Consider the following 22,497-nt stretch of genomic DNA (forward strand, 5'->3'; position numbering starts at 1 on the left):
CCGGAAGTGATCGTGTCGGGAGCGCCGTCCCGGGAGTCAGCCGAAGCGCTCGACGCGGATCCGGTCCACGGGCTGCCCCAGCGCGACCAGCAGCCGGGAGGCGTGCTCCGCGAAGCCGTTGGAGCCGCAGACGTACGCCTCCCAGCCCTCGGCCGGAGGCCGCGCCAGGTACGGCTCCAGGTGGGCGGCCGAGAGGCGGCCGGGCCGCGCTCCGGGCGGGGCCGCGCGGGTGAGGACGGGGGTGGTCTCGTCCCCGTACTCGTCCGCGTAGATCAGGTCCTCGGGCGTGCGCGCCGAGACCAGCAGACGCAGCGGGACGGCGCTTCGGCGCAGGCGGCGGTCGCGGACCATCGACATCAGCGGTACGACACCGGAACCCGCGCCGAGCAGCAGGGCCGGCCGGTCACCGGGCCAGGCGAAGAACCCGCTGAGCGGGCCGCGTACCTCGACGGTGTCGCCGGGCCGGGCCACCCGGTGGAACCAGCCGGACACCTCGCCGCCCTCGACGTGGTCGAGGGTGAGCTCGACATGACCGCTGTCGGCGGGCGGTGACGCGATGGAGTAGTGCCGCTGTGCGACGTAGCCGTCGGCCGCCGTCAGGCGCAGCATCAGGTGCTGGCCGGGCAGGTGGCCCGTCCAGCCGGGCACCGCGAACCGGAACGTCGACGCCCGCGCCGTCTCGCGGCGGACCTCGACGAGGCGGGCCGGCTGCCAGCCGGCCGCGGCGCGGTTGCTCGCGACGATCCGTCCCGGCACGGCGAACCGGGTCTGCGGGACGAAGGGCTCGGTCGGGCGCTCAGTCACCGGCGTAGCGCTCCTCGTTCCAGGGGTTGCCCCGGGCGTGGTAGCCGTTCCGCTCCCAGAAACCCGGCTCGTCGTGGTCGAGGACGCGCAGGCCCGCGATCCACTTGACGCTCTTCCAGAAGTACAGGTGGGGCACCACGAGCCGGGCCGGGCCGCCGTGCGCCGGGTCGAGCGGCCCGTCGCCGAACTCCCAGGCGATCCAGGCGCGTCCGCCGGTCAGGTCGGACAGCGGCAGGTTCGTGGTGTACCCGGTGTGCGCGTACGCGACGGCGTGCGTGGCCGAGGCGTGCGGGCGGGCGAGGTCCAGGAACGTGTCCAGGGACACGCCGCCGAACCGCACCCCGAACTTCGACCAGCTGGTGACGCAGTGGATGTCGCCCTCGTACCCGGACCGCGGCAGCGTGTGCGCCTCCTCCCACGACCAGGTGCGGGCCTCGGCCACCAGCCCGTCGACGCGGAACGTCCACTCGGCGGCCGTGAGGCCGGGGGTGACCTCGGCGGACAGCACGGGCCAGGAGTCGCCCGCGTCGTACTGGCCGGGCGGCAGCCGGGGATCGCGTTCGCCGGCCGGCGAACGTCCGGCGAAGCCCCGGGTGACGGTCATGCCAGGACCTCCGGACCGGACCGCGCGTCCGGGACGGACACCGTGTCCAGGTCCGCCAGGGCCTTCAGGGCCGCGGCCTCGTCGAGGGTGGTGAGCGCGCGGTCGCGCATCAGCACCCGCCCGTCGACGACCGTGTCCCGTACGTCGGAGGCCTGGGCGGCATAGGCGAGCATCGACCACACGTCGTGGCGCGGTGTGAGATGGGGCTTGCCGAGGTCCAGCACGATCAGGTCCGCGCGCTTGCCCGGCTCCAGGGAGCCCAGCTGCCCGTCGAGGCCCAGCGCGCGGGCGCCCTCGACGGTCGCCATGCGCACGGCCTGCTCGGCGCCGACCGCCGTCGGGTCGCCGCCCGCCTTGTGCACGAGCGCGGCCTGCCGCACCGCGCCCAGCAGGTCGAGGGTGTTGGAGCTGACCGCGCCGTCCGTGCCGAGTCCGACGGTCACGCCCGCGCCGAGCAGCCGCGGCACCGGAGCGATGCCGCAGCCGAGCTTCAGGTTCGACACCGGGCAGTGGGCGACCGAGGTGCCGGTGCGGGCCAGTGCCGCGATCTCCGGTCCCGTCAGGTCCACCGCGTGGGCGATCAGCAGGTCGGGGCCGAGCAGTCCGAGCCTGTCCAGCAGCTCCACCGGGCGCCTGCCGTGCGCCACCTCGACGGTGGCGACCTCGATCGCGTTCTCCGCGGCGTGGATGTGCAGCAGCGCGCCGAACTCCCGGGCCAGCGCGGCGATCCCGGTCAGCTGCTCCGGGGACAGCGTGTAGGTGGAGTGCGCGAAGAGGACGGGCCGGGTACCCGGCCGGGCCGGGCGCGCCGCCAGGTCGCGGCGGGCCCACTCCAGCCGGTCCTCGTAGGCGATGCCGTCGGCCGGGTCCGGTACGTCCATGAAAGTGGGGCCGGTGTGCAGCCGCCAGCCCGCCTCCCGTGCCGCGCGCTCGGCGGCCTCGTGGAACCAGTACATGTCCAGGGCGGAGGTCACGCCCGCCCGTACGCTCTCGGCGACCGCAACCCGCACCGCCGCCGCCACGTTCTCCGGCGACAGCAGCTCGCCCTCCCAGCGGATCACCCGTTCCAGGAAGCCCTGGAGCGTCACGTCGTCGGCGCGGCCGCGCAGCAGCGTCATCGCGAGGTGCGTATGGGTGTTGACGAGGCCGGGCATGACCAGGCAACCGGTGGCGTCGAGGGTGTCGGCCGCGGCGTACTGGGCGCGCAGGGCGTCGGTGGGTCCGACGGCCAGGATCTCGCCGTCGCGGACGGCGACGGCGCCGTCCCGTACGAGGGTCCCTGCGTCGTCGACGGTGAGGACGTCACCGCCGTGCACCAGGAGGTCGGCGGGGACGGTCACGCGTCGGCCCCTTCCTCCGCCGAGTCCTCGGCGAGCAGCCGCAGTGCCTCCAGCGAGACGACGGCGCCGCGCTCCACGCCCCGGACCACGACCTCGCGGTGCGGGTCGTAGTGACCGGTCGACAGCGGCGCGTCCTCGTCCACCAGTTCGTCCGCGTTCGCGCCGTCCACGACGAGGACGCCGCCCGCGACGAGCCCGCGCAGCGAGGCGGTCACCAGCAGCGCCGACAGCTCCATCTCGATCGCGGCGAGCCCGGCCCTGTCGTAGGCGACGAGCGGCAGCAGCCCCGGCTGGAAGGCCGCCCGGGTCCACACGATGCCCCGGTGGTGCGGGGCGGCCGCCTCGCGGGCCGCGCGCTGGAGCGCGAACACCGCCTCGGGCGCGGACACGGCCGGGTACTCGGGCGGCAGCAGCTGCTGGGTGACGCCGTCGTCGCGTACGGCCGCCTCCGCGATGACGAGGTCGCCGTCCCGGATGCCCGGCTTCATCGCGCCCGCGGTGCCGAACCGCAGGAACGTGCGGACGCCCGCCTCCGCCAGCTCCTGGAAGAGCAGGATCGCGCCGGGCGCGCCCACCCCGTGCGAGGCGACGGTGACCGGCAGCCCCTTCCAGCTGCCGCTGAACACCCGGTATTCGCGGTGGTACGCGATCTCCTCGGCTCCGTCGAGGAGCGCGGCGACCGCCGCCGCGCGCGCCGGGTCGCCCACGACCAGGGCGCGGGGCGGCAGGCCGGTGCGGGGTATGCGGGTGACGGGCAGCAGGTCGTGGCTCACGAGGCGACTCCGGAAGGGTCGGTGGAACGGGTGGAACCGGTGGAACGGGGGGTGCCGGGAGTCCGGGGGCCACCGGAAGCGCGGGGCTTACGGGCACGGCGCCGGGCCGTGGTGATGAACAGCGCGCCGAGGGTGACGACGTAGGGCGCGGCGTCGGTCGCCTGCTGCGGCAGGCCGAGGCCCTGGAGGCGGAAGCCCACCGCCTCCGCGACGCCGAACAGCAGCGCCGCGAGCAGCACCCCGAGCGGCACGGCACGGCCCAGCATGACCGCCACGACCGCGATCCAGCCGCGTCCGGCGGTCATGTTCTCGGAGAACAACGTGACGTTGCCGAGGGCGAGTTGCGCCCCGGCGAGCCCGCACAGCACCCCGGACAGGAGCACCGCGGCGTACTTGTGGCGGGCCGGGTTCACGCCGAGCGTCGCCGCGGCGTCCGGAGACTCGCCGACACCGCGCAGGCGCAGGCCCCAGACGTGCCGGGAGAGCAGCACTGCGGCGACCACGACGGCGGCCCACGACAGGTAGGTCAGCGGGGTGAAGCCGCCGACGACCGGGAGCCCGGCGAGGCTCGGGTCGTCGAAGGTGCCCTGGACACCGAAGACCGTACGGAGCAGGAAGCTGGTCAGGCCGGCCGCGAGCAGGTTCATGGCCACGCCGAGGACCACCGCGTCACCGCGCAGCGTGACCGCGCCGACGGCCAGGATCAGCGAGTACGCGGCGGAGGCGAGGGCCGCCGCCAGCACGCCGAGCCACGGGCTGCCGGTGAACCAGCTGGTCGACACCGCGGTGAAGCAGCCCACCAGCATCAGGCCCTCCAGGCCGATGTTGAAGACGCCCGCGCGCTCGCACAGCGCTCCGCCGAGCGCGGCCAGCAGGATCGGGGTGAGCGCGCGCAGCACGGACATGAGGAGATCGGAGTCGAGGAACATCAGGCCGGCTCTCCCTGAGTGACGGGCTGGTGGCCGCCGGCCGCCCTGCGTCTGCGCGGGAAGCGCAGCCGGGCCGCCAGGAAGACGATGACGATGGCCTGCAGCACCTGTGTCAGCTCGCGAGGCACCTCGGTGGTGCGCTCCATGGCGAGCCCGCCGACCTGCAGCACGGCGAAGAAGAACGACGCGAGCACCGTGCCCAGCGGGGTGGCCGAGGCGAGCAGCGCGGCGGTCAGCCCCGTCCAGGTGTAGCCGGGCGAGGTGAGCGAGCCGTCGAGGAACCGGTACGGGAAGCTCAGCACGCCGATCGCGCCGACGAGCCCGGCGAGGGCCCCCGAGGTCGCCATCAGACGGAGCGTCAGGCCTTTGCGGTCCACGCCCGCGTACGCGGAGAAGCGCGGGTTGAGACCGGTCATCCGGATCTCGTAGCCGACGGCCGTACGGGAGTCGGTGAACCAGTACGCGCCCGCGGCCAGCGCCACCACCAGCAGCCCCACCGTCACGGTCGACGACCCGAAGGCGGGCAGCGCCACGCCCTCGGGCAGCCGGCGCGTCTGCGGCAGGCTGGAGCCGGGCTCCTTGAGCGGATAGCGGGCCAGGTAGGAGGCGAGACTGATCGCCGGATAGCTCAGCAACAGGCTGCTCACCAGCAGCGGAACACCGAGGCGGTTCTCGCACAGCGCCGCGAGGGCCGCGTACGCGCCGCCGGCCGCCATCCCGGCGAGCAGCGCGAGCACCGCGGTGAGCGACGGCGGCAGCGGGGAGTACAGCCCGGTGACGGCGGCCGTGATGCCGCCCAGCACCATCTGCCCGTCGCCGCCGAGGTTGATGAGCCCGGCGCGCAGCGGGACGGCCAGTGCGAGCGCCATGCCCAGCACGCTGGTGAGGGTGGTCAGGGTCGCGCCGATCCCGTCGGCGCCGAGCGAACCGGTGAGGACGGCGCCGTACGCCGCGAACGGATCGGCGCCGGTGCCGACGAGGAAGACCGCGCCGATGACGACTCCGGCGAGGAGAGAGAAAGTGACGGGGGAGCGGAGCGCGGTGGACGCCCGCCTCACGTCCGGTATGCGGGCCATGTCAGTCCTCGTCTCCGTCCTGCCCGGCGCCGGGCCGCCGCGCCGTGCCGCCGGCCATCGCCAGGCCGAGCGTGCGTTCGTCCAGTTCGTCCTTCGGGTACTCGGCGGTGACCCGGCCCTCGTACATCACGAGAACCCGGTCCGAGAGCCCGCGGATCTCGCTCAGCTCGGCGGAGACCAGCAGCACGGCGTGGCCCGCGTCGCGGTAGGCGATGATCTGGTCGTGGATGTTCTGGATGGCGCCGATGTCGACGCCCCGGGTGGGCTGTTCGACCAGCAGCAGCGGGGCGTCATGGGCGAGTTCACGTCCGATCAGCAGCTTCTGCAGGTTGCCGCCGGAGAGCGTCGCCGCGGGCAGGTCGGGCGTGGCCGCCTTGATGCCGAAGCGTTCGACCAGCCGCCCGGCATGCGCACGTACGGCCGCGGGCGGCAGCAGGCCGCGCCGGGACGACAGCGCCCTGCGGTGGTGGCCCATCGCCAGGTTGTCCGCGACGGACGCGGCGGGTGCGGTGCCCACCGCGTGCCGGTCCTCGGGCACGTAGGCGAGACCCGCTTCGCGGCGACCGGCCGCCGACGCGTGGGTGACGTCCCGGCCGGAGAGGGTGACCCGGCCCGCGGTGACCGGCCGCAGCCCGGCCAGCGCCTCGACCAGCTCGCTCTGGCCGTTGCCCGCGACGCCCGCGACCCCCACGATCTCGCCCGCGCGGACCGTCACGTCGACGTCGCGCACGGCGTCGCCCGCGCTCAGTCCGGTGACGTCCAGCACGACGTCACCGCGGGCGCCGGGGGCGTGCACGCGGTCCAGTTCCACCGCACGGCCGGTCATCGCGGCCGCGATCTCGTCCGCGGTGGTCGCCGCGGTGCGCAGCCGGGCGGCGACCCGGCCGTCGCGCAGCACCGTGACGTTGTCGCTGACCTCCAGTACCTCGCGCAGCTTGTGCGTCACGAGGATCACCGTGCGGCCCTCGGCGGCGAGCGACTTGAGCACCGCGAACAGGGCGTCGGCCTCGGCCGGGGTGAGTACCGCGGTCGGTTCGTCGAGGATCAGCGTGCGGGCGCCGCGGTGCAGCAGCTTCAGGATCTCCACGCGCTGCCGCAGGCCCACCGGCAGGCCGCCGACCCGGGCGTCCGGATCGACGGTGAGGCCGTGGGTCTCGGCGAGTTCGCGCACGCGGCCGCGCGCGGCGGCCCGGTCCACGAACCCGAACCGGCGCGGCTCGGCCGCGTAGACGACGTTCTCGGCGACGGTCAGCGAGTCGAACAGCTTGAAGCTCTGGTGGACCATGCCGAGGCCGGCGGCCATGGCGTCCCCCGGGTCGCCGAAGGACACCTCACGTCCGTCGATGCGCACCGAACCGGCGTCGGGCCGGGTCATCCCGTACAGCACTGACATCAGCGTGGACTTGCCCGCGCCGTTCTCCCCCATCAGGGCGTGGATCTCGCCGTGTTGGACGGTCAGGTCGACGGCGTCGTTGGCGAGGGTGCCGGGGAACCGCTTGGTGACGCCGAGGAGTTCGACGGCCGGGGCCCGGACGGCCCCGGCCGGGCGGTCACTTGGCTGCGGGGTCATCGACCGTCAGCTCACCGGCGACTATCTGGTCACGCAGTGCCTTGACCTTCGTCAGGACGTCCTTGTGCTGGGCGATGACGCACTTGGACGAGTCGACGCCGGCCTCCAGCCCGGTCAGGCTGATGCCGCCCTCCTTGAGGCCGTAGGACACGGTCGTGCCGGTCTTCCCGCCGAGGACCGCCTCGATGCCCTTCTCCACGGCGACGTCCGTGCGCTTGATCACGTTGTCGACGACGGTGCCGGGCGCCGACGGGCACTGGTTGACGTCGACGCCGTACGCGAAGGCGCCCTTGGCCTTCGCGGCCTCGAAGACGCCGTAGTTGCCGGCCGCTGCGGCCGCCATGATCTGGTCGTAGCCCTTGGACAGCAGGGTGTTCGCCTGCTCCTTGGCGCGGGCGGAGTCGTCGAAGGGGGACTGGCCGCCGACGAAGCGGGTGGACGTCCCGGTCTTCGCGGCGACCTTCCTGGCGCCGGCCGCGAACGGGTCGCTGTAGCGGCGGAACTGGGGTGTGTCGAGCACGTCCACCGCGCCGACCTTGCCCGACTTGCTGAGCAGACCCGCCTCGGCGCCCGCGAGGTAGACGCCCTCGTGCTCGCGGAAGACCGCGCAACTGACGTTCTCGTACGTCTTGGTGGTGCACGCGTCGACCATCAGGAACTGCTGCTTCGGGTTCTTCTCGGCCTGCTGGGCGACGATGTCGGCGAACTCGAAGCCGACCAGCACGATGACGTCCGGCTTGGCGTCGACGGCGGCCTGCACGTTCTGCTGCTGGGAGGCGGTGTCCGTGGACTCGTAGACCTTCGAGGTCCCGTCGTGCTGCTTCGCCGCGTCCTTGATCCCGGTGACGGCCAGCTTCAGGAACTCGTTCTCGCCCACGGAGTCCGGGGTGACGAGGGTGAAGGACTTGCCGCTGCCGCCCGCGGAGGCGGACGTGCCGTCCTTCTTGGCCGCCGCGTTGCAGGCGGTGGCGAGCAGGACGGTGCCGGCGGCGAGCGCGGTCAGCTGGAGGGTACGGCGGTGTCTGCGGTGCATCGGGGACCTTCCGGATACGGCAAGGCGCGCTCGACGGCGGGCGCGTGAGAGAGGGTGATCGGACGGCGGCGGGCTGAGGGGGACGGCTCAGCGGTGACAGCAGTCGCCGGTACAGCGGCCGAAGTCGAGGTACAGACGCCGGGTGAGCAGTGGCATGTGTCCTCCTTCGTCGTCTCGGACCGCGAAACGGGGGTATCGGCCCGTGGGATGCGGTGCTGGACTGTAACACCCGGATCCGGCCAACCGTGCAACTGTCTCGAACTGTGGTTCTCCCAGGTCATGTACGGTGGCAGGCACCATCGAAACATCAGGAGTGTCCTGTTATGTCCCAGGAACTGCGCGCCGTCGACTGGACGGGAACCGGCCTCGCGCTCATCGACCAGACCCGGCTGCCGCACCACACGGAGACGGTGGACGTCCGGGATGTGGACACCTTGGTGGACGCGATCCAGCGGCTCGTGGTGCGGGGCGCGCCCGCGATCGGAGCGGCCGGCGCCTACGGCGTCGCTCTCGCGCTGATCCAGGGCGAGCGGGAGGGCTGGAGCGAGGCGCAGACGCGCAAGGCCGTGGCCCGAATACGCGAGGCCCGCCCGACCGCGGTCAACCTGATGGTGTGCGTGGACCGGGTCATGACCCGCTTCACCGAGGGCCTCGACGCCGTGCTGGAGGAGGCCGCCGCCGTCCAGCGCGAGGACGTCGACGCCAACCGCGCGATGGGCGGGTACGGCGCCGACTGGCTGCTGAAGAAGGCCGGCGAGGACCGGCCGCTGCGGATCCTCACGCACTGCAACACGGGCGCGCTGGCGACGGCCGGCTGGGGCACCGCGCTCGGCGTCATCCGTGAACTCCACGCGCGCGGACGCCTGGAGGTCGTGTACGCCGACGAGACGCGCCCCCTGCTCCAGGGCTCCCGGCTGACCGCCTGGGAACTCGTCCAAGAGGGCATCCCGCACTACGTCCAGGCCGACGCGGCCGCCGCCGGCACCATCCTGCGCGGCGAGGTCGACGCGGCGATCGTCGGCGCCGACCGGATCGCGGCCAACGGCGACACGGCGAACAAGGTGGGCACCGTGGGCGTGGCCCTCGCCTGCGCGTACGCCGGCATCCCGTTCCTGGTGGCGGCTCCCACGACCACGGTCGACCTGTCGACGCCGACCGGGGACAACATCCACATCGAACTCCGCGGCGAGGACGAGGTGCTGGAGTGGGCGGGCGTCCGTACGGCGCCGGCCGGGTCGCGCGGCCACAACCCGGCGTTCGACGTGACACCGGGCCGGCTGGTCACGGGCCTGGTGACCGAGCGGGGCGTACTGGAGGTGTCGGCGGGCGAACTTCCCGGGGACCGGCTCGGCTGAACAGGCCGAGGGCCACGGCCGGACGGCCGTGGCCCTCGTGCGTCGTCCACTCGGCTCAGCGCCGGGTCAGCTCCAACTCCAGGAGCCATTCCACGACTTCGGTGTGGTGCCGGGCCTGCCGCGGATCGGCGCCCCACACGTACAGCCCGTGCCCGGCCACGACCACCGCGGGCATCCGCGGATCCCGGGCCGCCGCCAGCCGGTCCCCGAGCACCTTCATGTCCTGGCTGTTGGCGATGACCGGCAGCGTCACCTCGACGTCATGGGCCGGCTGGCCGACGCCCTTCAGCATCTCCAGGTCCCGGAAGACGATCCCGCCGGGCTGCCGGTGTCCCATCGCCACCGAGGCCACGGTGTGCACGTGCACGACCGCGCCCGCGCCGGTCAGCGCGGCCACCCGCGCGTGCAGCTCGGCCTCCGCGGACGGCCTGCCCTCGCCCGTGGCGGCGCCCTGCCCGTCGACCAGCACCACGTCGGCGGGCGTCAGTTCGCCCTTGTCGTGGCCGCTCGCGGTGACCGCCAGCCGCAGCGGCTCCCGGGAGAGCACCACGGACAGGTTGCCTGACGTACCGCGCATCCAGCCGAAGGAGGCGAACCGGGCGGACTCGGCGGCGAGGACCGCCCCCGCCTCCCGGAGGTCGGACGGGGTGATGTCGGCGCTCACGTGCTGCTCCCGGTGGTGCTGATGCTGATCTCGTCGAACGACCCCGCCTGCGCGTGGTCGCCGACGCCTTGCTGGAAGAACGGTTCTCCGGGACGCCGGATCCCGACGGTGTGCCAGCCCGCGGTACGGGCGGCGTCGAGTTCGCCGGGCCGGTCGGAGAGGAACAGGAGCCGCCCGGCGGGCAGTTCCGCGGACTCCGCGATACGGCGGTAGGACTCCGGCTCCTGCTTGGGACCGGCGTTCTCGGTGTCGTAGAGGCCGGAGAGCAGGGGCAGCAGGTCGCCCTCGGGTGTCGAGGAGAACCACGCCCGCTGGGCCGCCACCGAACCGGACGAGTAGACGTACAGCCGCAGCCCCGCCGTGTGCCAGCCGCGCAGGGCCGGTAGGACGTCGTCGTAGAAGTGCGAGACGAGGTCGCCGCGGGCGAAGCCCTCCGCCCAGATGAGGCCCTGGAGGGTCTTCAGCGGGGTCGCCTTGCGGTCCTCGTCGAGCCAGGCGTTCAGCGTCTTCACGACCGCGGCCGGGTCGGCGTGCGGGTCGCCGGTCAGCTCGCGCACCTGCGCGAGGGCCCGTGCCACCGCCGGATCGCCGCTCCGCTCGGAGAGCAGCGCCGCGAAACGGGACCGCGAGTACGGGTACAGCACGTCCACGACGAAGCCCGTGGCGCTCGTGGTGCCCTCGATGTCGAGCACCACGGCGTCCACGTCGAAACGGCGGGCCGGGTCCGGCAGGCTCACGCGGCGCCCTTGTCCGCCTCGTACCCCGCCGCGATCGTGTCGTAGTCGGGGAAGCGGGAGGCGATGGTCGAGCCGGTGAAGCTGCCGATCCAGCCGTCCTCCTCGTGGAAGAAACGGATCGCGGTGAACGACGGCTTCGTGCCCATGTCGAACCAGTGGGTGGTGCCGCGCGGCACGCCCAGCAGGTCGCCCTTCTCGCAGAAGACCGCGTGCACCTCGCCGTTGACGTGCAGGTAGAAGATGCCGGAGCCGGAGACGAAGAACCGGACCTCGTCATCGTCGTCGTGGGTGTGCTCCTGGAGGAACTTCTCCCGCGCGGCCTTCGCCTTCACGGGGTACTCCGGGTCGTCGCTGGGGTGCAGACCGAGGACGTCGACGGTGGTGAAGCCCTCCTCGGCGTTCAGCTTGTCGATCTCGGCGCCGTACGCGGCGAACACCGTCTCGCTGTCGGCGTCGGCCGGCACGTCCTCACGGATGGGCCACTGCTCGAAGCGGACTCCGAGCGGCTTGAGCGCCTCCGCGATCGCGGCGGGGTCCGAGGTACGGCGGATCTGGTTCTCGGGGCCGGATTCGGACCAGGTCGTGAGCAGCGTCATGGGAGCAACTCCTATGCGGCGAAGGGAAGTCCGGATACCGAGACGGATCGGACGCGGGGAGAGGGGGGAGGGAGGACCGTGACGGCGCGGCAACGGCGGACAGCCCCGCCCTCGTGATGTTAACTCCAGGTCGGAGGGCGACCGGGTGTGACCCAGTCGTTGTCTCACGTGGTGAGAAACCGCTTCCCAAGCTTTGACGAGTGGCCGAAAACGTTCCCATGATCTGCGTATGAAGACGCTGCTGCTCGTGCGGCGGCTGTACGTGGACCTGTTCCGGTCGACCACGGCCAGCTGTCGCTGACCCCTCCCGGAACCCCCGCACGCCCGTCGCACGGGCATGCGCCACATCCCGCGCAGTGACGCGTTCCGCTCCGGTCCGAGCCACCGTCATCTCTCCTCGCGCTCTCCCGCGCCCCTCTCTCCCCTTTCCGCTCTTCTTGCGCACCACCCTTGCACCTGGAGCCCGTCATGTCCCGTGTCCGCCTGCCCCTCGCCGCGCTCTCGCTGGCGTCCGTCTCCGCTCTCGTCCTCTCCGGCTGCTCGCAGTCCTCGGACGCCTCCACCCAGGCGGGCGCCGACACCGCCTCGGCCTCGGCCGCCACCGGCAAGAAGCCCGCCCCGTTCAGCAAGGGCACGGTCAAGGTCGCCCTGGTCCGGCAGAGCGGCGCCGGCGACTACTTCGAGCAGTGGGGCAACGGCGCCAAGGCCCAGGCCAAGGCCCTCGGGATCGACCTGACGGTGTACGACGCCCAGGCCGACAACGCCAAGCAGGCCACCGACCTCTCGTCCGCCATCAACTCCGGCGCGCAGGCGATCATCGTCGACCACGGGTTCCCCGCCACCATCCAGCCCGAGATCGACCAGGCTGTGAAGAAGGGCATCAAGGTCGTCGTGTACGACGTCGACCAGAGCAACAAGTCCGTCGTCAGCACCGAGCAGGACGACGCCAGCATGGCGCAGGCCGTCCTCGACGTGATGGCCAAGACGATCGGCGAGAAGGCCAAGGTCGGCTACGTCAACGTGGCCGGTTACGCGGCCCTCGACAAGCGCGACTCGGTCTGGAAGAAGGCGCTCACCGCCAACGGCTGGACCCAGGAGTTCAAGGTCGGCAAGGTCACCGACTCGACCGCCACCGACAACGTCCCGCTGGTCTCCGCCGCGCTGACCCAGCACTCCGACGTGACGGGCGTCTTCGCGCCCTACGACGAACTCGCCAAGGGCACCGTCCTCGGCGTGCAGAACAAGAAGCTCCAGAGCAAGGTGAAGGTGTTCGGCGCGGACGTGTCCAACGCCGACATCCAGAACATGACGGCCGCCGGCAGCCCCTGGGTCGCCACCGCCGGCACCGACCCGTCCGCCGTGGGCGCGGCCGTGGTCCGCACCGCCGCGCTGGAGCTGGCCGGACAGCTGAACAAGTCCTCGGTCGAGTTCCCGGCCGTCGCCATCACCCGCGACTTCCTGGTCAAGAACAAGATCGAGAACATGGACCAGCTGCGCACCGCGCTGCCCGCGCTGAACCTCTCCAAGGTCAGCACCGCCGACTGGATCCCCAATGTCGCGCACTGAGACGGCGCCTGACGGGACGCCCGCGGTCGGCCTGACGGACGTCAGCATGGCGTTCGGCGGCAAGACGGTGCTCGCCGGCGTCTCGCTCGACATCGCCCCCGGCAGCGTGGTCGCGCTGCTGGGCGCGAACGGCGCCGGGAAGTCCACGCTGATCAAGATCCTGTCGGGCGTGCACCCGGGCCACGGCGGCGAGGTACGGGTCGCGGGGGAGCCCGTGGCTCTCCCGACCCCGCTCGCCGCCCGCCAGCTGGGCATCCAGACCGTCCACCAGCGCATCGGCGAGGGCATCGTGCCCGGCCTGAGCGTGGCCGAGAACCTGGTCTTCGAGGAACTGGCCCAGCGCCGCGGCAACCCGTTCCTGAGCGGGAACCGCACCCTGGCCCGGGCCCGCGAGATCCAGGCGGGCCTCGGCCTGGACTGGAGCGACCCCGTGCTGCGCCAGGACGTCACCGAACTCGGCATCTCCGACCGCCAGTTGCTGATCCTCGCCCGCGCCCTGGCCACCCGCCCCCGCCTCCTCATCCTCGACGAACCCACCTCCGCGCTGTCGGCCGCCGAGGCCGAACGGCTCTTCGCGCTGGTCGAGAAGATGCGTGACGACGGCATCGCGGTGCTCTACGTCTCCCACCGCCTCGGCGAGATCGACGCCCTCGCCGACCGGCTGGTGGTGCTGCGCGACGGCCGGCTCACCGAGGACCAGGCCAGGCCCTTCGACTGGGACGCCGCCCTGCGCGCGATGCTCGCCCAGGCCCAGGAGGCCCAGACGGCCCGGCCCACCCGCGAGGGCGAGCAGGGCGGAATCGCCCTCTCCCTGAACGGAGTCCGCCTCTTCGACGGCCACGCCCCGCTCGACCTCGACCTGCGGGCCGGCGAGGTCACCGGTGTCGTCGGCCTGCTGGGCGCCGGCAAGACCGAACTCGCGCGCGGTCTGTTCGGCGCCGAGCCCTTCCGCACCGGCACCGTCGCACTGGACGGCAGGCCCTACGCGCCCCGCCGCCCGGCCGACGCCATCCGGGCCGGCGTGCACCTGGTGCCCGAGGACCGGCATGCCGACGCCCTCGTCCCGGGCTGGTCGGTGGCGCAGAACGTCTCGCTGCCGTTCCTCAGGTCCCTCTCCCTCGCCGGCCTGGTGAACCGCTCCCGCGAGGACGCCCTGGGCCGCGACACGATCGAGGCCCTCGGGGTCGTCGCCCGCGACGAGCACAGCACCGTGGAGGAACTCTCCGGCGGCAACCAGCAGAAGGTGGTCGTCGGCCGCTGGCTCGCCGAGACCCCCCGTGTCCTGATCCTGGACGAGCCGTTCCGCGGCGTCGACATCGGCGCCCGCCGCGACATCGGCCGCCGGGCCCGCGCCCTGGCCGCCGAGGGCGCGGCCGTGCTCGTCCTGTCCGCCGACGTCGACGAGATCCTCGAGATCGCCGACCGGGTCGTCGTCCTCGCGGCCGGCGAGGTCCACCTCGACGCGTACGGCGAGGACGCGGAGCGCGACCGCGTGATCCAGACCATCGCCGGGTCCCTCTGAGCCCCCGACACCGGCCGCCGAAGGAAGCAGCACCCATGACCACCACCCAGAGCACCGAGGTCCCCGCCGCGGCGGCGATCCGGCCCGCGACCTCCACCGCCGCACGCGTCCAGAACGCCGTGATCAAGTACGGCTTCATCCTCGTCACGGTCGCGCTCTTCCTGTACTTCGCGCTGAGCGAGGGCACCTTCCGCGAGTCGGCGACCCTCCTCGACACGCTCCGGTACGTCTCCGTCGCCGCGATCCTCGGCCTCGGTGTCACCCTCACCATGGCCGTCGGCGGAATGGACATGTCCGTCGGTGCCGTCGCCGGCCTCGGCGTCTCGGTCGCCGCCCAGACGATGGTCGTCCACAACCAGGTCGGCACGGTCGCCGTCCTCGCGGTGCTGGCGGCGGGCGCCGTCGCGGGCCTGCTCAACGCGCTCCTGATCGTCGTGCTCAAGATCCCGGACATGCTGGCCACCCTCGGCGTCATGTTCGTGATCCAGGGCGGCAAACTCATCCTGGTCGACGGCCAGTCCGTCACCCCGGGCATGACGATGTCCGACGGCAGCACGGCGCCCGGCAAGTTCACCGCGGGCTTCCTGCGCATCGACCGCGGCACGGTCCTCGGGATCCCCGTCTCGGTCCTGATCTTCGGCGCGCTGACGGTCGCCGCCTGGGTCTTCCTCGCCCGCACCCGCTGGGGCCGGGTCCTCTACGCGATCGGCGCCAACGCCGAGGCCTCCCGGCTGGCCGGCATCCGGGTCGGCGCCTACCGCGCCCTGGCCTATGTCATCTCCGGCGTGCTCGCCTCGGTCGGCGGACTGATCCTGGCCTCCCGGATCGGCCAGGGCGACGTCAGCGCCGGCACCTCCCAGCTCCTGGAAGCGGTCGCCGTCGCCCTCGTGGGCACCTCGGTGCTGGGCCGGGGCCGGCCGAACGTCTGGGGCACGGCCCTGGGCGCGGTCCTCATCGGCATCATCACCACCGGCCTGACCATCAAGGGCCTGCCCTACTACACGCAGGACGTGGTCGAGGGCGCCGTCCTCATCCTGGCCCTGGTCTTCAGCTTCACCCTGTCCAAGCGCCGTACCGCATAAGGAAACCGACACCATGGGCTACCGCATCCTGGACACCGACGACGTCCCCGGCTACCTGAACGAGCGCGGTCACTGGGACGACCTCGACGACATCCACGTCCGCGAGGTCTCCGACGGCAACCTCAACCGCGTGTTCCTGGCCTCGGACGGCGCCGGCACCCGCAGCCTCGCCGTGAAGCAGGCCCTGCCCTGGGTGCGCGTCGCCGGTCCCTCGTGGCCGCTGAGCCCCGACCGTTCCGACGCCGAGGCCCGCGCGTACGAGCAGATCGCCAAGGCCGCCCCGGACAAGATCCCCGCGATCCACGGGTACGACGCCGAGAACCACGCCCTCGTCATGGAGGACCTGTCCGACCTGACGGTCCTGCGCACCCACCTCAACGAGGGCGGCTCCTACGGCCCGTCCACCTCGGCCCGCATCGGCGAACTCGTCGCGCAACTCTCCTTCAGCACCAGCGACTTCGGCATGCCCTCCGGCGACCGCAAGGCCCTGATCGCCGCCTCCGTCAACCCCGAACTCTGCAAGATCACCGAGGACGTGGTCCTGTCGGAGCCGTACGTCGAGCACGAGCACAACCACTGGCACCCCGGACTCGACGACCTGGCCGCCGGGTTCCGCGCCGACTCCCGGCTGCGCACGGAGGTCGCCGAACTCCGCCACGTCTTCATGACGAGCGGGCAGGCGCTGCTCCACGGTGACCTGCACACCGGCAGTGTCATGGTGGGCCGACGGGACGGCGAGGAGGTCGTCCGCGTCTTCGACCCCGAGTTCTCCTTCGTCGGCCCGGTCGGCTTCGACCTCGGCCTGTACTGGGCGAACGTCCTCGTCTCCGAGGCCCGTGCGGACGCGCTGGGCGCCGACGGCGATCACGCCGGCCAACTGCGCCTGAGCTGGGCGGGGTTCGAGGCCGAGTTCCGCAGGCTCTGGCCCGCGCGCGTCGACACCTTCTTCGACGACGCCTATCTGGAGCGGTTCCTGCGCCGGGTCTGGACGGAGTCGGTCGGCTTCGCGGGCACGGAGATCATCCGCCGCGTCATCGGCTTCGCCCACCTCACCGACCTGACGACCCTGCCCGACCCCCTCCAGGTGACCGCCTCCCGCCGTGCCCTGCTCCTGGGCCGCGAACTTGTCGTGCGCCGGGCCGAGTTGCCGGACCCCGAGTCCGTCCGCGCCCTCGCCCGGCAGATCCCGGCCGGTCACCGGGAGGCGTCGGTCTGACACCGGTCCTTGCCGCACCTATCGATATTCGATAGCTTTCCATCGTGATTCGATGGAAGGGCAGGCCATGGGAAAGCTGACGGTGCTCGCGTTGCGGGCCGTGCTCGTCGTGGTGCTCGCCGGCACCGTGTTCGTCCAGGCGGGGATGGTGTGGGCGTTGACCGCCAAGCCGGACGACGGGTCGCTCCCGCTGACCCTGTTGCGCGTGATCACCATCCTGGGCATGGTGTCGGCCCAGGTCGCCGTGGTCTGCGTGTGGCGGTTGGTGACGATGGTGCGCCGTGGAACCGTGTTCTCCCACGCCGCCTTCCGGTACGTGGACGCCGTGATCGGCTCGATCGTCGCGGCCGCCCTCATGTGGTTCGCGGTCACCGCCGTCAACGCGCCGGGCCAGCGGGACGACCCGGGCGTCACCCTCATCATGGGCGGGATCGGCGTGGCCATCCTGGGGGTCGCGCTCATCGTGCTCGTCCTGCGGATGCTGCTCGCGCAGGCCGTCGCCCGGGACGTGGAGGCGACCCGGATGCGGGCCGAGCTGGACGAGGTCATCTGATGCCGATCGCCGTCGACATCGACGTCATGCTGGCCCGCCGGAAGATGTCCGTGGGCGAACTCGCGGACCGGGTGGGGATCACGCCCGCCAACCTGGCCGTCCTCAAGAACGGCCGGGCCAAGGCGGTGCGGTTCGCGACCCTCGCCGCGCTCTGCGAGGTACTCGAGTGCCAGCCGGGCGACCTGCTGCGCTGGGAGGCCGAGGACATCGCGGGCGAATGACGTACCGCGGCACTGACTTGGCAGCTCACCGGCTCAGCCGGCGTACACCCTGCCCTGCTTCACGACGTAGTGCGCCGGGGCCGAGCAGCCGATGGACGGGGTGACCAGCAGGCTGACGGTGAGGGGCGCGGGCTCCGTGCTCGCGGTCGTGAACTCGCAGACGGCCTGGCTGCCGGTCAGCGGGTACCAGAACCAGCCGTCGACATCGCCCACCGTGACCCGGTCGGACTCCTTCCAGGTGCCGGTGTCGTGCGTGAAGACCTGCAACCGCACCGAGGCGGCGTACTCGTCCTCCGGCGACCGCAGCGCGGTGAGCGTGATCTTGTAGTCACCGCCGAGGACGGACGAGGCGATCTGCTGTGACTGTGGCGCGGCGGTCCCGGCGTCGGCGGTGGTCGCCCCGACGGTTCCGAGGACGGCTGCCGTGACCAGGGCGACACCCGCCATCGCGGCGCGCCGGGTGCGGTGGTTGCGGACCAGGTTCATGTTCTTCCCCCGTCGGGTCGAGTGCGGCGGGACGTCGGACAGCGGCACCTGCCGGGCCGTGCCACGCCCCGCCGCCGATGCTCGCCCGTGCGCCGGGCCGGGGAGAAGCAATTCGAATGTGCTCGAAGCAGTGTCGGTCGCGCCGCCGCGGCCCGGGCTCCCGCTACGGCGTGCCGCCGACGGGCTGCCCCAGCCGCCGCAGCTCTCCCGCGTCCCCTTCGCCGTCCAGGAGCCGGAGGCCCATCAGCGTCGCCGAGTGCCGTACGTACTGTCCGTCGCGCCGGCTCGCCAGCAGCCCCCCGTCCCGCAGGACCGAGAGCTGGTAGCTGGCGCTGGGCAGGGCGATGCCGACGGCCGTCGCCACCTCGGACGTGGTCCGGGGCCCGCGGCGGGCCACCTCGGTGAGGACCGAGGCCCGGGTGCGGCCCAGCAGGCGGTCCAGTCCGTTGTCGTTGAGGGTGACCGAGTCGAGGGGCCGTTCGCCGACCGGGTAGACCAGGACCGGGCCGAGGGCGGGGTCGGCGAGGGCGGTGGGCCTGCGCCAGCAGAAGTACGACGGGACGAGAAGCAGTCCGCGTCCCTCCAGACGGAGGTCGCGGTGGGTGGGGTACTCCACCTCCAGGACGGGCGCCCGCCACCGGGCCAGCGGACGCAGGCTCTCCAGCAGGGCCAGGACACCGCCGTCCAGGAGGATGCGGGAACGCAGGTCGACCTCGTCACGGACGGCTCTGCGGGTGTGGGCCCAGCGCGGTTCGAGCAGCGTCCGGGCGGAGATCTCCAGGGCCTTCACCAGGGATCGCATGCCGTTGTCGCCCGGCCGGGCGAGCGTCGTGGTCCACGCCGGGAGGGGACGCGCGGCGCCGAGCCTGCCCAGCTCGTGCCGGAGCCGGCCGGCCGGGGTGGCCTGGATCTCCTCGAAGGCCGCGGGCAGCCCTCCCTCCAGGACGGACGGGGTGAGGAAGTCGGGGATGTACCCGGTGGGCGGGACGAGTGTCCGCAGCGTGTGCACGGCACGGCCGGCCACCGGATCCGCGGTGACCCGTTCCCGGACGGAGCGGCGCCAGGCCCCGAACTCGAGCGGACCCTGTTGCGTGACCAACCGGCAGGCGGCGCAGACGAGTTCCCACATCGGATCGGGCCGGCGCGCGATGCGGATGTTCTGTAAGTCCTGCGGTGTGAAGTGGATTCGGAGCATGCGGCCTCATTCTCGGACGGTGGGGGGTCGGCCGGGGGTGACGAGTGGTGGCTGTCGCCATGGGTGACGACTGACAGGACCCATGGTTGGTTGCGGGGAGGAGACGGACGGCCGGGAACATCGGCCGGATTCCGCCGCCGGTCACGGTCGTCGCTGCTGAAGCCCGGCGTCCGGTCCGCCCTGGACCGGGCGCCGGGCTGCTTCCCCGCACCATCGTGCTGGTGCGCCGGTGTGGGCGAACAGCTCACGCACCGTTCACCTGTGACCGGTTCAGCCGGCCGCGCCCGTCGCGCGGGGGAACACGCGGCCGTTGTCACGCACCCCGCCGTCCGTGCCCGCCGCCGGTGATGTCACCGGGCGCCGTCGGCGTCGTCCCGTCCGGCGAGTCCGTCAAGGAGCCGCTCGACGTCCTCGGCCTCCTGATCGCGTCCCTGCCGCCGGTACAGGTCGCGTGCCTCCCACCACACCGCGCGGGCCCGGTCGTGCTGGCCGAGCGCGGCATGGGGGTGACCGAGCCGGTCGAGCGTGTCGGCGGCCTCGTAGGTGTTGTCGAGCTCGCGGTAGAGGCCGATGGCCTGGCGGTAGTGCTCGACGGCCGAGTGGTGGCGGCCGCTGTGGTGGTCGATGTAGCCGAGGCTGTCCAGGGTCTGCGCCTGGCCGTTCACGTCCTGGTGGGTGAGGTAGAGGGCCAGGGCGGCCCGGCAGTGCTCGCGGCCGGTGTCGTACTGGCCGAGGCGCGCGGCGTACCAGCCCACCGCGTTGAGCGCGTTGGCCTCCGCGATCGGCTGGTCCAGCCCCCGGTAGAGGTCCAGCGCGCGCCTGGCGTGCTCCAGCGCCCGCCGGCCGTCCGGCCAGATCGACGCGAGCGTGTAGTGCGCCTGCGCCTGGAGCGCGCGGTCGTTCTGCTGCTCGCTGAGGGCGAGCGCCCGGTCGAGCGCCGCTATCGCCTCCTCGTGGTGTCCCAGCACGACGTGGGCCCGGCCGAGGAGCCGCTGGGTGATGATCTGGGCGCCCGGGTCGGGCAGCCGGGCCGCGGATTCGGCCGCGGTCCGCCACACCGCGAGCTGGTCGTGGCGGTGCCCTCGCCGGTAGTGGAAGTTGTACAGCGTCCAGGCCAGTTGCCAGGCCGTGCGGTGCCCGGCGGCCGCCACGGCGGCGCCCTGGGCGGCGAGCAGGTTGCGGTGCTCGGCGTCGAACCAGTCCATGGCCGCCGGGATGTCCGCCAGTTCCCGGGGGTGGCAGCCGGGGGCCGGCGGAGCGAGCTCGATGGGCTCGCGGTGGGAGTCCAGCAACCGGTCGGCGGCGTAAGCGGTACGGAGGTAGAAGTCCAGCACCCGCCGCAGCGCCGCGCCGCGGGTGCCGGCGGGCGGGTCGTGGGCAGTGGCGGCGTAACGGCGGATCAGGTCGTGCATGCGGTAGCGGCCCCCGGCGTCCTGGCCGATGAGCGAGGCCTGTTCCAGCCGGCGCAGCAGGGCCCTGGTCCGGCTCAGGCCCAGGCCGGTGAGGCTGCCGGCGGCGGACAGGCCGATGTCCGGACCGGGCGCGATCGCCAGCAGCCCGAACACCTCGGCCTCCTCGCCGGTCAGCGCGCGGTGGGAGGACGAGAGGACGGCGGGCAGGCTCGCCGCGGGATCGGCGTCGTCGAGCACGTCGAGGGCGTCCTCGCGCAGTTCGGCGGCGAGATCGGCCAGCGACAGGTGCGGGTCGGTGTGGGCGCGGCCCGCGATGATGCTCAGGGCCAGCGGGAACCCGCCGCACAGGCGCACGAGTTCGTCCACCGCCGTCGCCTCGGCGTCGATGCGCGCGGAGCCCAGGCGGACGGTGAGCAGTCCGCGGGCCTCGGTGTCGGTGAGCATGTCGACGGACACGTGGTGCGCGCCGTGCCCGGTGATCAGGCCCGACAGCCGCTTGCGGCTGGTGACCAGCACGGTGCAGGTGTCACCGCCCGGCAGCAGCGGGGTGATCTGGGCCGTGTCGGCGGCGTTGTCCAGCACCAGCAGCATCCGCCGGTCCGCCACCAGGCTGCGGAACAACGCCGCCTGCGCGTGCGCGGCCAGGGGTACCCGGCCCGGCTCGACACCCAGCCCGTCGAGGAAGCCCCGGACCGCCACGGCCGGGTCCATCGGATCGCTGTCGGGGCTGAAGCCCCGCAGGTCGACGAAGAGCTGCCCGTCGGGGAACCGGTCGGCGTTCCGGTGCGCCCAGTGCAGGGCGAGCCAGGACTTCCCCACTCCGCCCGCCCCGGCGATCGCGGAGACGACCACCGTGGCCGCGGGCCCCGGGTGCGACCCCGGTCCGGCACCGGACCGAGGTTTCAAGGCGGCGTCGAGGCGCGCCAGTTCGTGCTCACGCCCGACGAACGGCGCGGGTGGGGCGGGTAGTTGCCGTGGTACCGGGACCGCCGGGGGTTCGGCCGCGCCGGCCGCGGCCAGCAGGTCGTCCCGTTCGGCCGGCCGCAGGCCGAGCGCGGCGGCCAGTCCCCGCACCGACGCGAGCTGCGGGTTGCGGCGCCTGCCGGTCTCCATGCCGCGGATCGTGCTGACCGAGACACCGGAACGCTCGGCCAGCGCCTCCTGGGTCAGCCCCGCGCGCAGCCTGAACCGCCGTAGGGCCGTGCCGAAGTGATCTTCCATACGGCCCTTCCTACCAGGGCGAACGGTCACCGGTGACCGGTTCGGCGGGAGGACCGCCGCGGGCGGCTGTCCGCCGGGCACCGGCCGGGGCTGCCCGGAAGGGCTAAGCGCCACACCGGATTTGACGCTGGTCGAAACGTTTGTGGGGCCCGGGCGGCGGACCTCAGTCTGAAGCGGCAGTCAATCGCACGGGGGCGACATCGTTCCCACGGGGGCTTCCGCTCCGTGGGACGGTTCGACGGGGCCGCGTTCCGCTGTTCTCGACCGGTTCGATGCGCGCCGCCGTCCAACGGAGGAGGTCATGATGGAAAGTTACTCCCTGGAAAAGAAGCCGGCGTTCTTCCGCACCACTTCGGTCGCGATGTTCTTCGAGTCCGAGGCCCTGGAGACCGAGGTCGTGCTCGGCTCGCTCGCCGAGGACGTCGACGTCGACGCGGAACTCGACGCCCTGCTCGGCGCCGAGGCCTGACCGGACCGCGGACGGGCACGCCGGGTGGGCCCGCGCGTGCCCGGAGCACTCCGTGAAGTGATCACGCGGGGGC

At 72.8% G+C, this 22,497-nt stretch carries 22 protein-coding genes; 8 read left to right on the forward strand and 14 right to left on the reverse strand.

Going from position 1 to position 22,497, the window contains the following annotated elements; genetic code table 11:
• Positions 1–36 precede the first annotated feature (36 nt).
• Genes MB828_RS06885 through MB828_RS06920 form a run of 8 tightly spaced genes read right to left on the reverse strand, consistent with a single transcriptional unit; the run spans position 37 to position 8,129 of the window.
• Positions 37–804, reverse strand: a complete 768-nt coding sequence (locus MB828_RS06885; RefSeq protein WP_301647371.1) for a ferredoxin reductase — start codon at positions 802–804, stop codon at positions 37–39.
• Positions 797–1,408, reverse strand: coding sequence for a sulfite oxidase-like oxidoreductase (locus tag MB828_RS06890; RefSeq protein WP_301647372.1), 612 nt, complete (start codon positions 1,406–1,408; stop codon positions 797–799). The genes MB828_RS06885 and MB828_RS06890 overlap by 8 nt, the downstream gene beginning before the upstream one ends.
• Positions 1,405–2,748: an amidohydrolase gene (locus tag MB828_RS06895; RefSeq protein ID WP_301647373.1), complete on the reverse strand. Its 1,344-nt coding sequence runs from the start codon at positions 2,746–2,748 to the stop codon at positions 1,405–1,407. Before MB828_RS06895 ends, MB828_RS06890 begins: the two co-directional genes overlap by 4 nt.
• On the reverse strand, positions 2,745–3,521 hold the full coding sequence (locus tag MB828_RS06900; protein ID WP_301647374.1) for a nucleoside phosphorylase: 777 nt from the start codon (positions 3,519–3,521) through the stop codon (positions 2,745–2,747). Before MB828_RS06900 ends, MB828_RS06895 begins: the two co-directional genes overlap by 4 nt.
• Positions 3,518–4,450: an ABC transporter permease gene (locus MB828_RS06905; protein ID WP_301647375.1), complete on the reverse strand. Its 933-nt coding sequence runs from the start codon at positions 4,448–4,450 to the stop codon at positions 3,518–3,520. Before MB828_RS06905 ends, MB828_RS06900 begins: the two co-directional genes overlap by 4 nt.
• A complete protein-coding gene (locus MB828_RS06910) occupies positions 4,450–5,526 on the reverse strand; it encodes an ABC transporter permease (protein ID WP_133024819.1) in 1,077 nt (358 codons plus the stop codon). The genes MB828_RS06905 and MB828_RS06910 overlap by 1 nt, the downstream gene beginning before the upstream one ends.
• 1 nt (position 5,527) lies before the next feature.
• Positions 5,528–7,096 carry an ABC transporter ATP-binding protein gene (locus tag MB828_RS06915; protein WP_301647376.1) on the reverse strand — a complete coding sequence of 523 codons (1,569 nt, stop codon included), beginning with the start codon at positions 7,094–7,096 and terminating at the stop codon, positions 5,528–5,530.
• Positions 7,077–8,129, reverse strand: coding sequence for a BMP family ABC transporter substrate-binding protein (locus MB828_RS06920; RefSeq protein WP_301647377.1), 1,053 nt, complete (start codon positions 8,127–8,129; stop codon positions 7,077–7,079). Before MB828_RS06920 ends, MB828_RS06915 begins: the two co-directional genes overlap by 20 nt.
• Positions 8,130–8,452: 323 nt before the next feature.
• Here MB828_RS06920 and mtnA point away from each other — a divergent pair, with 323 nt between their 5' ends.
• Positions 8,453–9,484, forward strand: a complete 1,032-nt coding sequence (gene mtnA / locus MB828_RS06925) for an S-methyl-5-thioribose-1-phosphate isomerase (RefSeq protein ID WP_301647378.1) — start codon at positions 8,453–8,455, stop codon at positions 9,482–9,484.
• Between the two features lie 55 nt (positions 9,485–9,539).
• Here mtnA and mtnB read toward each other — a convergent pair whose 3' ends face one another.
• From mtnB to MB828_RS06940, 3 genes are read right to left on the reverse strand one after another with little or no spacing between them, the layout of a single operon-like run.
• Positions 9,540–10,148, reverse strand: coding sequence for a methylthioribulose 1-phosphate dehydratase (mtnB, locus tag MB828_RS06930; RefSeq protein ID WP_133024823.1), 609 nt, complete (start codon positions 10,146–10,148; stop codon positions 9,540–9,542).
• Positions 10,145–10,885 (reverse strand): acireductone synthase, encoded by a 741-nt coding sequence (gene mtnC / locus MB828_RS06935; RefSeq protein WP_301647379.1) that lies wholly within the window; start codon positions 10,883–10,885, stop codon positions 10,145–10,147. Before mtnC ends, mtnB begins: the two co-directional genes overlap by 4 nt.
• Positions 10,882–11,481 (reverse strand): 1,2-dihydroxy-3-keto-5-methylthiopentene dioxygenase, encoded by a 600-nt coding sequence (locus MB828_RS06940; protein WP_133024825.1) that lies wholly within the window; start codon positions 11,479–11,481, stop codon positions 10,882–10,884. The genes mtnC and MB828_RS06940 overlap by 4 nt, the downstream gene beginning before the upstream one ends.
• A 468-nt stretch (positions 11,482–11,949) precedes the next feature.
• On the opposite strand from MB828_RS06940, the gene MB828_RS06945 reads away from it, so the two are divergent.
• The 6 genes from MB828_RS06945 (at position 11,950) to MB828_RS06970 (ending at position 17,641) form a co-directional block, all read left to right on the forward strand.
• Positions 11,950–13,047 carry a substrate-binding domain-containing protein gene (locus MB828_RS06945; protein WP_133024826.1) on the forward strand — a complete coding sequence of 366 codons (1,098 nt, stop codon included), beginning with the start codon at positions 11,950–11,952 and terminating at the stop codon, positions 13,045–13,047.
• Positions 13,034–14,569 (forward strand): sugar ABC transporter ATP-binding protein, encoded by a 1,536-nt coding sequence (locus MB828_RS06950; protein ID WP_301647380.1) that lies wholly within the window; start codon positions 13,034–13,036, stop codon positions 14,567–14,569. The genes MB828_RS06945 and MB828_RS06950 overlap by 14 nt, the downstream gene beginning before the upstream one ends.
• A 35-nt stretch (positions 14,570–14,604) precedes the next feature.
• A complete protein-coding gene (locus MB828_RS06955; RefSeq protein ID WP_133024828.1) occupies positions 14,605–15,651 on the forward strand; it encodes an ABC transporter permease in 1,047 nt (348 codons plus the stop codon).
• A gap of 13 nt (positions 15,652–15,664) precedes the next feature.
• Positions 15,665–16,867, forward strand: coding sequence for an S-methyl-5-thioribose kinase (gene mtnK, locus MB828_RS06960; protein ID WP_301647381.1), 1,203 nt, complete (start codon positions 15,665–15,667; stop codon positions 16,865–16,867).
• Positions 16,868–16,934: 67 nt separating this feature from the next.
• Positions 16,935–17,420 (forward strand): DUF2975 domain-containing protein, encoded by a 486-nt coding sequence (locus tag MB828_RS06965; RefSeq protein ID WP_301647382.1) that lies wholly within the window; start codon positions 16,935–16,937, stop codon positions 17,418–17,420.
• Positions 17,420–17,641 carry a helix-turn-helix domain-containing protein gene (locus tag MB828_RS06970; protein ID WP_301647383.1) on the forward strand — a complete coding sequence of 74 codons (222 nt, stop codon included), beginning with the start codon at positions 17,420–17,422 and terminating at the stop codon, positions 17,639–17,641. Before MB828_RS06965 ends, MB828_RS06970 begins: the two co-directional genes overlap by 1 nt.
• A 33-nt stretch (positions 17,642–17,674) precedes the next feature.
• Here MB828_RS06970 and MB828_RS06975 read toward each other — a convergent pair whose 3' ends face one another.
• From MB828_RS06975 to MB828_RS06985, 3 genes are all read right to left on the reverse strand, one after another.
• Positions 17,675–18,127 carry a hypothetical protein gene (locus MB828_RS06975; protein WP_301647384.1) on the reverse strand — a complete coding sequence of 151 codons (453 nt, stop codon included), beginning with the start codon at positions 18,125–18,127 and terminating at the stop codon, positions 17,675–17,677.
• Positions 18,128–18,290: 163 nt separating this feature from the next.
• The gene (locus MB828_RS06980) at positions 18,291–19,322 is read right to left on the reverse strand and encodes an ArsR/SmtB family transcription factor (protein ID WP_301647385.1); all 1,032 of its coding nucleotides are present in this window, start codon (positions 19,320–19,322) and stop codon (positions 18,291–18,293) included.
• A 350-nt stretch (positions 19,323–19,672) separates the two neighbouring features.
• The gene (locus MB828_RS06985; protein ID WP_301647386.1) at positions 19,673–21,955 is read right to left on the reverse strand and encodes an ATP-binding protein; all 2,283 of its coding nucleotides are present in this window, start codon (positions 21,953–21,955) and stop codon (positions 19,673–19,675) included.
• 301 nt (positions 21,956–22,256) lie between these two features.
• Here MB828_RS06985 and MB828_RS06990 point away from each other — a divergent pair, with 301 nt between their 5' ends.
• Positions 22,257–22,424, forward strand: coding sequence for a hypothetical protein (locus MB828_RS06990; RefSeq protein ID WP_165941543.1), 168 nt, complete (start codon positions 22,257–22,259; stop codon positions 22,422–22,424).
• Positions 22,425–22,497 lie beyond the last annotated feature (73 nt).

Origin of the sequence: Streptomyces arenae, from assembly GCF_022343545.1 — a bacterium.
Taxonomy (GTDB): Bacteria; Actinomycetota; Actinomycetes; order Streptomycetales; family Streptomycetaceae; genus Streptomyces; species Streptomyces humi.

Coding starts and splice junctions, on each gene's coding strand:
- MB828_RS06890 (WP_301647372.1), bottom strand. CDS start 1,408: ATGACCGTCACCCGGGGCTTCGCCGGACGTTCGCCGGCCGGCGAACGC.
- MB828_RS06905 (WP_301647375.1), bottom strand. CDS start 4,450: ATGTTCCTCGACTCCGATCTCCTCATGTCCGTGCTGCGCGCGCTCACC.
- MB828_RS06910 (WP_133024819.1), bottom strand. CDS start 5,526: ATGGCCCGCATACCGGACGTGAGGCGGGCGTCCACCGCGCTCCGCTCC.
- MB828_RS06915 (WP_301647376.1), bottom strand. CDS start 7,096: ATGACCCCGCAGCCAAGTGACCGCCCGGCCGGGGCCGTCCGGGCCCCG.
- MB828_RS06920 (WP_301647377.1), bottom strand. CDS start 8,129: ATGCACCGCAGACACCGCCGTACCCTCCAGCTGACCGCGCTCGCCGCC.
- mtnA (WP_301647378.1), top strand. CDS start 8,453: ATGTCCCAGGAACTGCGCGCCGTCGACTGGACGGGAACCGGCCTCGCG.
- MB828_RS06940 (WP_133024825.1), bottom strand. CDS start 11,481: ATGACGCTGCTCACGACCTGGTCCGAATCCGGCCCCGAGAACCAGATC.
- MB828_RS06945 (WP_133024826.1), top strand. CDS start 11,950: ATGTCCCGTGTCCGCCTGCCCCTCGCCGCGCTCTCGCTGGCGTCCGTC.
- MB828_RS06950 (WP_301647380.1), top strand. CDS start 13,034: ATGTCGCGCACTGAGACGGCGCCTGACGGGACGCCCGCGGTCGGCCTG.
- MB828_RS06955 (WP_133024828.1), top strand. CDS start 14,605: ATGACCACCACCCAGAGCACCGAGGTCCCCGCCGCGGCGGCGATCCGG.
- mtnK (WP_301647381.1), top strand. CDS start 15,665: ATGGGCTACCGCATCCTGGACACCGACGACGTCCCCGGCTACCTGAAC.
- MB828_RS06965 (WP_301647382.1), top strand. CDS start 16,935: ATGGGAAAGCTGACGGTGCTCGCGTTGCGGGCCGTGCTCGTCGTGGTG.
- MB828_RS06970 (WP_301647383.1), top strand. CDS start 17,420: ATGCCGATCGCCGTCGACATCGACGTCATGCTGGCCCGCCGGAAGATG.
- MB828_RS06975 (WP_301647384.1), bottom strand. CDS start 18,127: ATGAACCTGGTCCGCAACCACCGCACCCGGCGCGCCGCGATGGCGGGT.
- MB828_RS06980 (WP_301647385.1), bottom strand. CDS start 19,322: ATGCTCCGAATCCACTTCACACCGCAGGACTTACAGAACATCCGCATC.
- MB828_RS06985 (WP_301647386.1), bottom strand. CDS start 21,955: ATGGAAGATCACTTCGGCACGGCCCTACGGCGGTTCAGGCTGCGCGCG.
- MB828_RS06990 (WP_165941543.1), top strand. CDS start 22,257: ATGATGGAAAGTTACTCCCTGGAAAAGAAGCCGGCGTTCTTCCGCACC.